The following is an 11,573-nucleotide window of genomic DNA, read 5'->3' as shown; positions in this document are numbered from 1 at the left end:
GGTGACCAGTATCTACGGCGAATCCAGCTAAGTGTCGATCGCAAGCGCGGCGCAGCCGGGCGAAGCGGGTCGCCACCATCGCATCGGTGGCGATCGCAAGCGCGGCGTAGCCGGGCGAAGCGGGTCGCCACCATCGCATCGGTGGCGATCGCAAGCGCGGCGTAGCCGGGCGAAGCGGGTCGCCACCATCGCATCCCGTCACCCCCGCGTGCGAACATATGTTCGTGCGGTGTGAGGCGTCCATCATGCACGCGGACCTGGATTCGTTCTACGCGTCCGTGGAGCAGCGCGACGATCCGACGCTGCGTGGCCGCCCAATCATCGTCGGCGGCGGGGTCGTGCTCGCCGCCAGTTACGAGGCCAAGGCCTACGGCGTGCGAACGGCGATGGGCGGCGCCCAGGCGCGGCGGCTGTGCCCGCACGCCGTGGTTGTCCCGCCCCGGATGAGCGCGTACAGCCGCGCCAGCGACGCCGTGTTCGAGGTGTTTCGCGACTGCACACCGATTGTGGAGCCGCTCTCGGTGGACGAGGCGTTTCTCGACGTCGGCGGCCTGCGCCGGGTGTCCGGAACGCCGGTACAGATCGCCGGAAGGCTACGCGCCGACGTGCGCGACCGCGTCGGCCTGCCGATCACGGTGGGCATCGCCCGGACGAAGTTTCTCGCCAAGATCGCCAGCCAGGAGGCCAAGCCCGACGGGCTGCTGTTGGTGCCGCCGGACCAGGAGCTCGCGTTCCTGCACCCGTTGCCGGTCCGGCGGCTGTGGGGCGTGGGCGCCAAGACGGCCGAGAAACTCCACGCCCATGGGCTCGTGACCGTCGCCGACGTGGCCGAGCTGAGTGAGTCGACGCTGGCCTCGCTGGTGGGCGGCGCCATGGGGCGCCAGCTGTTCGCGCTGTCCCGCAACATCGACCGCCGCCGGGTGACCACCGGTGTGCGGCGGCGGTCCGTCGGGGCGCAGCGGGCGCTCGGCCGCGCCGGCAACACCATGTCGGCCGCTGAGATCGATGCGGTGGTGATCAACCTGATCGACCGCATCACCCGCCGGATGCGTGCCGCCGGGCGTACCGGCCGCACGGTGGTGCTGCGCCTGCGGTTCGACGATTTCGGACGGGCGACGCGGTCACGGACGCTGCCGTGGGCGACGTCCTCGACGCAGCCGATCCTGGCCGCCGCGCGGGGGCTGGTCGTGTCGGCCGCTCCGCTCATCGCGCAGCGCGGGCTGACGCTGGTCGGGTTCGCGGTGTCGGGGATCGACCGCAGCGGCGCCCAGCAACTGACATTGCCGTTCGATGAGCACGACAACCGGCTCGCCATCGACGCGGCGATCGACCGGGTGCGTGATCGGTACGGCAGGTCCGCGCTGACACCCGCGGTTTTGGTCGGCCACGATCCGGGTACAGAGATGCCACGTCTTCCCGACTGACGGGTTGTGATCGTTCTCACCAATCATTCTCTGCCGCAAGCGATTTCGATGATTTGAGGTTGATCTGAATCAGCCTCTCAGCGCCGCAAGTCTGACGGCCTGATGGTTAGGCTGGCGAAAACCCGACCATCGAAAGTGAGCGACCGAACCCGATGCCGCCGCCGCACCAAGCCCGCGACACCGGCCTGCCCCGCGAAGGTCTCCTGCTCGGTTACAGCGCGCTGCTCGCCTTGTCCGCGGGCTTCGTCAACGCCGTGGCGCTTTTGATCCTGGCGCTGCCCGTCGGCAACCTGACGGCGATCACCACCCAGCTGGGCATGAACACGGCCAACCCCTGGCTCTACGAAGGGCACGTGCTCGCCGCGATCTTCTTGGGCTTCTTGGCGGGAGCGACGGTGGCCGGGGCGATCCTTGCGTCCACCGATGCCCTTGCGGGCCCACGCCACGCCGCTGTGCTCTTCCTCGAGGCAGTGTTGCTCGTGCTCGCCGCGGCCGGTGTCGAGGAGACCGTCGTCAAGGCGCAGATCAACGCCCTGGGCGTCGAACAGACCGCGGTGCAGGCGCTGTTCGCCGCCGCGGCCCTCGGCCTGCAGAACGCGATGACATCGAGCTTCCGCGGAATGGCGATCCGCACCACGCACTTCACCGGGACCGTCACCGACCTCGGGCTGATCCTCGGCCGCAGTCGACTGCACGGAATCGATAAATGGAAAGCCGCGATCCTGGCGACCACCCTCCTGCTGTTCCTCGGGGGCGGCGTGGCCGGAATCGTGTTCGGCGCGCGGTTGGGGGGTTACGCGTTGCTCATCCCGGCCGCGACCTGCGCCACCGTGGCCGCCGCCAATCTATTGCAGAGCGCCGCCCGCAGCGAAGAACCGGTTCCCGAGCACGCCGAACCGGTGCGGGTCTGAGCGGCCGTCTCAATTCGAGCCGGTCCACTCCAGCAGCTTGTCGGCCGGCCAGGTGTTGACGATCCGGTCGACGGGCACGCCCACGTCCAGCGCACGCTGCGCGCCGTAGCCGAGGAAGTCCAATTGGCCCGGCGCGTGCGCGTCGGTGTCGATGCTGAACACGCAGCCGAGTTCGAGCGCCAGCTTGAGCAGCGCGGTCGGCGGGTCCCGGCGTTCGGGTCGCGAGTTGATCTCCACCGCGGTGCCGTGATCGCGGCAGGCGGTGAAGACCGCTTCCGCGTCGAACTTCGATTGCGGACGGATGCCCCGGTTGCCCGATACCAGCCGGCCGGTGCAATGGCCCAGCACGTCGGCGTGCGGATTCGAAACTGCGCGCACCATGCGCCGCGTCATCGCCGAGGCGTCCATCGACAGCTTGGAATGCACGCTGGCCACGACCACGTCGAGCCGCTCGAGCAGCTCGGGCTCCTGGTCCAGGCTGCCGTCCTCGAGGATGTCGACCTCGATCCCGGTGAGGATGCGCATCGGCGCGAACTGGTCACGCAGCTTGTCGATGACGTCGAGCTGCGCACGCAGGCGCTGGGGCGACAGCCCGTTGGCGATGGTCAGCCGCGGCGAGTGGTCGGTCAGCGCGCAATACTCGTGCCCGAGCGCGGACGCAGTCGCCATCATCTCGTCGATCGGTGCCGACCCGTCCGACCAGTTCGAATGCAGATGCAGATCGCCCCGCAACGCCGCCCGGATGTCCCCGCCACCGAGATCCTCTGCGGCCGAACGTAATTCGGCCAGCAGGTCGGGCTCGCTGCCGCACCAGGCCTGGTCGATGACCTTCGCGGTCTTGGGACCGATGCCGGGCAGCGACTGCCAGCTGTTGGCTTGGCCGTGCCGCTCGCGCGCCGCGTCGTCGAGCCCCTCGATGATGTCGGCGGCGTTGCGATACGCCATCACGCGCCGCGGGTCGTGGCGGCTGCGGTCCTTGTAGTAGGCGATCTGCCGCAAGGCCTCTACGGGATCCATGACTCCAGTGTGCCTGCGTGGTGACTGCAAGCGCGGCGGAGCCGGGCGACGCAGGTCACCGCCAAAGCCGTCCGGGTCACCGGAACTGCCCGGCGATGAATCCGGCGAGCAGGACGCCGAAGCCCCCGATCTCGCCGGCGATGAGCAACGCCATCATCACCCCGGTGCCGGGGACGGGGTTCTCGAACTGGTTGACGGTGTCGCGCCGCGCCCCGTGCCCGATGTAGCTGAGGATGGCGCCGACGAAAAAGAAGACGACCACGCCGGCCGCGGCCAGGTTGAGCCACGCCGGCCACGCGCTCAGCTCGACGAAGACCGCCAGCAGCAGCGTCGCAAACGAGTAGAGCAACGCCGCCCGGTGTGCGATGTCGACGTAGGGATGGGCGCGGTGGTCGTCGGCCGTCATGATCTGCCGGTACTTCCAAACCCCGAGGACCAGCGCGAGCAGAAAGATCAGCCCGGCCGCCAGCAGCGTGATCTTGGTGTCGAGCCCGAGGGAGTAATTCATCGCGAGCCTGAGTTTAGTTGCCCTTCATAAAGATCGACTAACGTCGATTCCATGCGATTCGCCTTCAAGACCTCCCCGCAAAACACCACCTGGGCCGACATGCTCGCCGTCTGGCAGGCCGCCGACGACATCGACGTTTACGAGTCCGGGTGGACCTTCGACCACTTCTACCCGATTTTCTCCGACAGCAGCGGGCCCTGCCTGGAGGGCTGGACGACGCTGACCGCGCTGGCGCAGGCCACCAAAAGGTTGCGGCTGGGCACGCTGGTGACGGGCATTCACTACCGCCACCCCGCCGTGCTGGCCAACATGGCCGCCGCACTCGACATCATCTCGGACGGGCGGCTCGAGCTGGGCATCGGAGCCGGCTGGAACGAGGAAGAGTCAGGCGCCTACGGCATCGAGCTGGGCAGCATCCGGGAACGTTTCGATCGATTCGAGGAGGCGTGCCAGGTGCTGACCAGCCTGCTCAGTCAGGACACCACGGACTTCGACGGCAAGTACTACCAGCTCAAGGGCGCGCGCAACGAACCCAAGGGCGTCCAGCGCCCGCACCCGCCGATCTGCATCGGCGGCAGCGGGGAGAAACGGACGCTGCCGATCACCGCCCGCTACGCGCAGCACTGGAACTTCGTCGGCGGCCCGCCCGAGGTGTTCGCGCGCAAGCGCGACGTGCTCGCCGCGGAGTGCGAGAAGATCGGGCGCGATCCGAAGGAGATCATGTTGTCGGCGCACCTGCGCCTGGACGAGCAGCGCAACTACCAGCAGGTCGCCGAGGAGGCGGCCGGGCTGGCGGCCGAGGGACTCGACCTGGGCATCGTCTACATCAACCCGCCCCACGACCCGAGCGTCCTGGAACCGCTGGCCGAGGTCATTCGCGATTCGGGATTGCTGAGCTGATCAACACCGGTACCGGGGACCTTCGCGGTGTGCCGAACATGTCCCCCCGTTTGCTCCGTCGAGCAAACCCCCGCGTCGCACCCGGAGGCGCGCGGCGGGGCGGCTATGCCCCGAAGATCAGTAATTCGGCGGCGGTGACCAGGCGCTCGTGTTTGGCAGGGAACTCGCGGCTCTTCACGGGGTGACGAAACCAGGACCAGGCGATTCGCCCCATCCGGGATCGAGGTACTGGATTGATGTGCACAGTGATCACTCCTGCGATCGTTCCGTTCCGCCGGAGCCCCGATCACTCGCCCGTGTGACGAAGCCCACAACGGGTTATTAGACACCCGCCGCCTGGCAAACGGTGGCAGACTCGCCGATTTTGGGACGTGTGTTTCTGATGTGACTTCTGTGACTACTGGAGCGGTACTGCGGTCGGCTTGACCGGCGCGGGAAGGGCGGTCACACCCATCAGGTAGCGGTCCACGGCCGCGGCCGCGGCCCTGCCCTCAGCTATCGCCCAGACGATCAGCGACTGGCCGCGGCCCATGTCCCCGGCGACGAACACGCCCGGTACCGACGTGTCGAAGTCGGCGCCACGCGCGACGTTGCCGCGATCGGTGAGCTTGACTTCGAGGTCGGTGAGCAGGCCCTCCCGTTCCGGTCCGACGAAGCCCATCGCCAGCAGCACCAGATCGGCCTCGAGCTCGAAGTCCGAGCCCTCGACCTTGACGAACTTGCCATCCTGCATGGTGACTTCGTGGGCTTTGAGCGCCGTCACGCGGCCATCCTCGCCCACGAACTGCTCGGTGTTCACCGAGAACACCCGCTCGCCACCCTCTTCGTGCGCCGACGAAACCCGGTACATCAAGGGGTAAGTCGGCCACGGGGTCGATTCGGCCCGAGACTCCGGCGGGCGCGGCATGATCTCGAACTGGTGCACGACGGTGGCACCCTGGCGGTGCGCGGTGCCCAGGCAGTCCGCGCCGGTGTCGCCGCCGCCGATGATGACGACCTTCTTGCCCTTGGCGGTGATCGGGGGCTCCCCGTCGGGCCCGAGGACGTCATCGCCCTCCTGCACCCGGTTGCCCCACGGCAGGTACTCCATCGCCTGGTGGATTCCGTCCAGGTCCCGACCGGGGACGGGCAGGTCCCGCGCGGCGGTCGCACCACCGGCCAGCACCACCGCATCGAAGTCGGCGCGCAGCTGTTCGGCGGTGATGTCGACCCCGACGTTCACACCGGCGCGGAACTCGGTCCCCTCGGCGCGCATCTGGTCCAGGCGCCGGTCGAGGACGCGCTTCTCCATCTTGAATTCCGGGATGCCGTATCGCAGCAGGCCGCCGATGCGGTCAGCCCGCTCGAACACGGTGACCGTGTGGCCGGCGCGGGTCAATTGCTGCGCCGCGGCCAAACCGGCCGGGCCCGAGCCCACCACCGCGACCTTCTTCCCGGTCAGCTTGTCCGGGGGCAGCGGCTCGACGAAGCCTTCTTCGAAGGCGCGGTCGATGATCTCCAGCTCGATCTGCTTGATAGTCACCGGATCCTGATTGATGCCGAGCACACAGGCCGGTTCACACGGCGCCGGGCACAGCCTGCCGGTGAAGTCCGGGAAGTTGTTGGTGGCGTGCAGCCGCTCGATCGCGTCGCGCCACCGGCCCGTGCGCACCAGGTCGTTCCATTCGGGGATCAGGTTCCCCAAAGGACAGCCGTTGTGGCAGAACGGAATACCGCAATCCATGCAACGGGTCGCCTGCTCGCGCAGCGTGCCTTCGTCGAAGTCTTCGTAGACCTCGTGCCAGTCCTTCAACCGCAGCGGGACAGGCCGACGCTTCGGCAGTTCCCGGTGGGTGTACTTCAGGAAGCCGCTCGGATCAGCCATGCGCGGCCGCCATGATCGCCTTGTCCACGTCGATGCCGTCGCGCTCGGCTTCGGCGATCGCCTGCAGCACCTTCTTGTAGTCGCGCGGCATCACCTTGACGAAGTGGCGCTGTTGACCGCGCCAGTCGGCCAGGATCCGCTGGCCCACCGCGGAATCGGTGGCATCCACGTGCGCCCGGATTATCCCGTGCAGGAACTCGGCATCGTCGGAGTCCAGCGCCTCCATGTCCACCATCTCGATGTTGAGATTGTCCGGCAATTCCTCGTCCGGGTCATATACGTAGGCCACGCCGCCGGACATTCCCGCGGCGAAGTTGCGGCCAGTGCGGCCCAGAATCACTACCCGACCACCCGTCATGTATTCGCATCCATGGTCACCCACACCTTCGACCACCGCGTGGGCACCCGAGTTGCGGACCGCGAACCGTTCGCCGACCACTCCGCGCAGGAATGCCTCCCCGCTGGTCGCGCCGAACAGGATCACGTTGCCGCCGATGATGTTGTCCTCGGCCACATAGTCCTGCGGGGCGTTGTCCGACGGCCGCACCACAATCCGGCCACCGGACAGGCCCTTGCCGACGTAGTCGTTGGCATCGCCGTAGACGCGCAGGGTGATTCCCTTCGGGACGAATGCCCCAAAGCTGTTGCCGGCGGAGCCGTCGAACGTTATGTCGATGGTTCCATCCGGAAGGCCCTGGCCGCCATAGGCTTTCGTCACCTCGTGGCCGAGCATGGTGCCCACCGTGCGGTTGACGTTGCTGATCGTGGTGGAGAAACGCACCGGCTTGCCGGAATCGAGCGCCTCCCGGCTCATCACGATCAACTGCTGATCCAGCGCCTTGTCCAGACCGTGATCCTGCCGCGAGCTGCAGTACAGGTCCTGGTTCATGAACGCCGACTCGGGCTCGTGCAGCACCGGCGTGAGGTCCAGCTTGTGCGCCTTCCAGTGCGCCCGCGCCAGCGTGGTGTCCAGCGCCCCCACCTGGCCGACGGCCTCGTTGAGGGTGCGGAAACCCAACTGCGCCATGTACTCCCGCACCTCTTCGGCGATGAACATGAAGAAGTTCTCGACGAACTCCGGCTTACCGGTGAACCGCTCCCGCAGCAGCGGGTTCTGGGTGGCGACGCCGACCGGGCAGGTGTCCAGGTGGCACACCCGCATCATGATGCAGCCGGCCACCACCAGCGGCGCGGTGGCGAAGCCGAATTCCTCGGCGCCCAGCAGCGCGGCGATCATCACGTCGCGGCCCGTCTTGAGCTGGCCGTCCACCTGGACCACGATCCGGTCGCGTAACCCGTTGAGCAGCAGGGTCTGTTGCGTCTCGGCCAGACCGAGCTCCCAGGGCGCGCCGGCGTGCTTCATCGACGTCAGCGGCGTCGCGCCGGTGCCGCCGTCGTGGCCCGAGATCAACACCACGTCGGCGTGCGCCTTGGAAACGCCGGCCGCAACCGTGCCCACCCCGTTCTCGGAGACCAGCTTGACGTGCACCCGCGCGGACGGGTTGGCGTTCTTCAGGTCGTGGATCAGCTGCGCGAGGTCCTCGATGGAGTAGATGTCGTGGTGCGGCGGCGGAGAGATCAGGCCGACGCCGGGCGTGGAGTGCCGGACCTCGGCGACCCACGGGTACACCTTGTGCCCCGGAAGCTGGCCGCCCTCACCGGGTTTGGCGCCCTGGGCCATCTTGATCTGGATGTCGGTGCAATTCGTCAGGTAGTGCGAGGTCACGCCGAACCGTGCGGACGCGACCTGCTTGATCGCGCTGCGGCGCCAATCCCCGTTGGGATCGCGGTCGAAACGCTTGACGTCCTCGCCGCCCTCACCGCTGTTGGATCGCCCACCCAACCGGTTCATCGCGATGGCGAGCGTCTCGTGGGCTTCGGCCGAGATGGATCCGTAGCTCATCGCCCCGGTCGAGAAGCGCTTGACGATCTCGCTCGCCGGCTCGACCTCCTCCAGCGGAATCGGGGGACGCACACCGCCGCGGAACTTCAGCAGGCCACGCAGTGAGGCCATCCGCTCGCTCTGGTCGTCGACCAGCCGGGTGTAGTCCTTGAAGATCTTGTACTGACCGGTGCGGGTCGAGTGCTGCAGCTTGAAGACCGTCTCCGGATTGAACAGGTGATACTCACCCTCCCGGCGCCACTGGTATTCGCCGCCCACCTCGAGCTCGCGGTGCGCGCGCTCGTCGCGGCGGTCCAGGTAGGCCAGCCGGTGGCGCGTCGCGACGTCGGCGGCGATGTCCTCCAGGGTGATACCACCGATCGGACAGCTCAGTCCGGTGAAGTACTCGTCGAGCACGTCCTCGGAGATGCCCACCGCCTGGAACAGCTGTGCACCGGTGTAAGAGGCGAGCGTCGAAATGCCCATCTTGGACATCACTTTGAGCACGCCCTTGCCGGCCGCCTTGACGTAATTGTTCAGCGCCTTCTCGCGGTCGATCCCGTCGATCGCGCCGCGGTCGAGCATGTCCTCGATCGACTCGAACGCCAGGTAGGGGTTGATCGCCGCGGCCCCGCACCCGATCAGCATCGCCATGTGGTGCACCTCGCGGGCGTCGCCGGTCTCGACGACCAGGCCCACGTGGGTGCGTGTCCGGTCGCGCACCAGGTGGTGGTGCACGCCGGCGACGGCGAGCAGCGACGGGATGGGCGCCATCTGCTCGTTGGACTCCCGGTCGGACAGGATGATGACCCGCGCACCGTCCTCGATCGCCGCCGACGCCTGTGCGCGCACGTCGTCCAGCGCCGCGGCCAGCCCCGCGCCGCCCTCGGCGACCGGGTACAGGCAGCGAATCACTTTGGACCGCATGCCATGCGGACGCCCGTTGACTTCGTCGTCGGGGTTGAGGTTGACCAGCTTGGCCAGCTCGTGGTTGCGCAGAATCGGCTGCTGCAAAGCGATCTGGTGACACGAGTGCTCGGTCGGCGTCAGCAGGTCGCGCTCCCCGCCGGTGGTGCCCTGCAAACTGGTCACCACCTCCTCGCGGATGGCGTCCAGCGGCGGGTTGGTCACCTGGGCGAAGAGCTGCTGGAAGTAGTCGTAGAGCATCCGCGGACGCTGCGAGAGCACCGCGACCGGGGTGTCGGTGCCCATCGAGCCGATCGGCTCTGCGCCGGTGCGCACCATGGGCGACACCAGGAGGTTGAGCTCCTCGTAGGTGTAGCCGAAAGCCAGCTGCCGCTTGACAAGTCGATCGTGGGGCATCCGCACGTAATCGCCCTGCGGCAGCTTCTCGAGGGGAACCAGGTTCCTATCGAGCCACTCCTGGTACGGGTGCTCGGCGGCGAGCTCGGCCTTGATCTCCTCGTCGGAGACGATGCGGCCCTGGGTGGTGTCCACCAGGAACATGCGGCCCGGCTGCAGCCGCATCCGGCGGACCACCTTGGCGGGGTCCAGATCCAGGACACCCGCCTCGGAAGCCATCACCACCAAGCCGTCGTCGGTGACCCAGATCCGCGAGGGGCGCAAGCCATTTCGGTCAAGAACGGCGCCAACGATGGTGCCGTCGGTGAAGGTGATCGACGCGGGACCGTCCCAGGGCTCCATCAACGACGCGTGGTACTCGTAGAACGCCCGACGCGCCGGGTCCATCGATTCGTTGCGCTCCCAGGCCTCGGGGATCATCATCAGCACCGCGTGCGCCAGGCTGCGGCCGCCCAGGTGCAGCAGTTCGAGCGCCTCGTCGAAGCGTGCGGTGTCGGAGGCGCCCGGGGTACAGATCGGGAACAGCTTCTCGACATCGGCTTCCGTGCCGAAGATCTCGGTCTTGATCAACGCCTCACGGGCCCGCATCCAGTTCTCGTTGCCGGTGACGGTGTTGATCTCACCGTTGTGGGCGACGCGACGGAACGGGTGGGCCAGCGGCCACGACGGGAAGGTGTTGGTGGAGAACCGCGAGTGCACGATGCCCAGCGCGCTGGTCATCCGATCGTCTTGCAGGTCAAGATAGAACGCCTTGAGCTGCGGGGTGGTCAGCATCCCCTTGTAGACCATGGTCTGACCGGAAAGGCTTGGGAAATAAACGGTTTCGCGCCCGGGACCGTCCTGGCCCGGTCCCTTGGTGCCGAGTTCGTGCTCGGCGCGCTTCCGAACCAGGTAGCAGCGGCGCTCGAGCGTCATGTCGGAAGCGCCGGCCATGAACACCTGCCGGAAGGTGGGCATCGCGTCACGGGACAGCGCCCCCAGCGAGGAGTCGTCGATGGGCACGTTGCGCCAGCCGAGCACCGTCAGGCCCTCGGCCTCGGCGATCTTCTCGACCGCGTCGCAGGCCGCCGCGGCGTCCTTCGACGACTGGGGCAGGAAGGCGATGCCGGTGGCATAGCTGCCCGGCTCGGGGAGTTCGAAGTCGACGACCTCACGCAAGAACGCATCCGGAACCTGGATCAGGATGCCGGCCCCGTCACCGCTGCGCGGCTCGGCGCCCTGAGCACCGCGGTGTTCGAGGTTGAGCAGCGCGGTGATTGCCTTGTCCACGATGTCGCGGCTACGACGGCCGTGCATATCGACGACCATGGCTACCCCGCACGAATCGTGCTCGAACGCGGGGTTGTATAACCCGACGCGCTTGGGCGTCATATGCACCTGACCCTTCACCTGAACGTTGCGAGCGGCCGTTGACGGCTGCTCCGATGAGATCGCACCCGAAGGTTGCGGGCTGTGACCCCTCGGTCTTGTCTCGATAGGCTGTCCCCCAGGCGGAGATGATCCTGTTAGGGATGCGTCCGTGCAGCGCTGAACGGTGGCCTGGAAACCGGTCTCGACAAGTCGTAAAACGATATGACAATACCCGGCTGACATGCCAACTTCGTCAAGTCTAACCGTCACCTGGCAGCGCCGTAAATTTCTCGGCGGCGGAGGCGCCGCAGCGGCGCCGACGTGCTGTTTCGGGTTTGCAATTTCCGTCACAGCCGCCCGGATCCCGGCGGTCCGGTGTGGCGGGTGGGGCGCC

The 11,573-nt window shown here is 67.4% G+C and carries 7 protein-coding genes; 3 read left to right on the top strand and 4 right to left on the bottom strand.

Annotated features, from left to right (window positions below):
* The first annotated feature begins 218 nt into the window (after positions 1 to 218).
* Positions 219 to 1,424, top strand: a complete 1,206-nt coding sequence (gene dinB, locus A9X03_RS14975; RefSeq protein ID WP_067752128.1) for a DNA polymerase IV — start codon at positions 219 to 221, stop codon at positions 1,422 to 1,424.
* Between the two features lie 152 nt (positions 1,425 to 1,576).
* Positions 1,577 to 2,335 carry a YoaK family protein gene (locus A9X03_RS14970; RefSeq protein ID WP_068019253.1) on the top strand — a complete coding sequence of 253 codons (759 nt, stop codon included), beginning with the start codon at positions 1,577 to 1,579 and terminating at the stop codon, positions 2,333 to 2,335.
* Positions 2,336 to 2,344: 9 nt separating this feature from the next.
* Here A9X03_RS14970 and A9X03_RS14965 read toward each other — a convergent pair whose 3' ends face one another.
* Positions 2,345 to 3,352, bottom strand: a complete 1,008-nt coding sequence (locus A9X03_RS14965) for a PHP domain-containing protein (RefSeq protein WP_067751891.1) — start codon at positions 3,350 to 3,352, stop codon at positions 2,345 to 2,347.
* A 76-nt stretch (positions 3,353 to 3,428) separates the two neighbouring features.
* Positions 3,429 to 3,860 (bottom strand): hypothetical protein, encoded by a 432-nt coding sequence (locus A9X03_RS14960; protein ID WP_067751888.1) that lies wholly within the window; start codon positions 3,858 to 3,860, stop codon positions 3,429 to 3,431.
* Between the two features lie 51 nt (positions 3,861 to 3,911).
* Between A9X03_RS14960 and A9X03_RS14955 the strand changes: the two genes are divergently transcribed.
* Positions 3,912 to 4,760, top strand: coding sequence for an LLM class F420-dependent oxidoreductase (locus A9X03_RS14955; RefSeq protein ID WP_067751885.1), 849 nt, complete (start codon positions 3,912 to 3,914; stop codon positions 4,758 to 4,760).
* 397 nt (positions 4,761 to 5,157) lie between these two features.
* Here A9X03_RS14955 and A9X03_RS14950 read toward each other — a convergent pair whose 3' ends face one another.
* Both A9X03_RS14950 and gltB read right to left on the bottom strand, forming a co-directional pair.
* A complete protein-coding gene (locus A9X03_RS14950; RefSeq protein WP_067751882.1) occupies positions 5,158 to 6,624 on the bottom strand; it encodes a glutamate synthase subunit beta in 1,467 nt (488 codons plus the stop codon).
* Positions 6,617 to 11,200 carry a glutamate synthase large subunit gene (gene gltB / locus A9X03_RS14945; protein WP_067783944.1) on the bottom strand — a complete coding sequence of 1,528 codons (4,584 nt, stop codon included), beginning with the start codon at positions 11,198 to 11,200 and terminating at the stop codon, positions 6,617 to 6,619. The genes A9X03_RS14950 and gltB overlap by 8 nt, the downstream gene beginning before the upstream one ends.
* Positions 11,201 to 11,573 lie beyond the last annotated feature (373 nt).

The sequence above is a fragment of the Mycobacterium sp. E1715 genome (genome assembly GCF_001667625.1).
Lineage (GTDB): Bacteria > Actinomycetota > Actinomycetes > Mycobacteriales > Mycobacteriaceae > Mycobacterium.
This window is presented reverse-complemented; position numbering and strand designations above follow the sequence as displayed.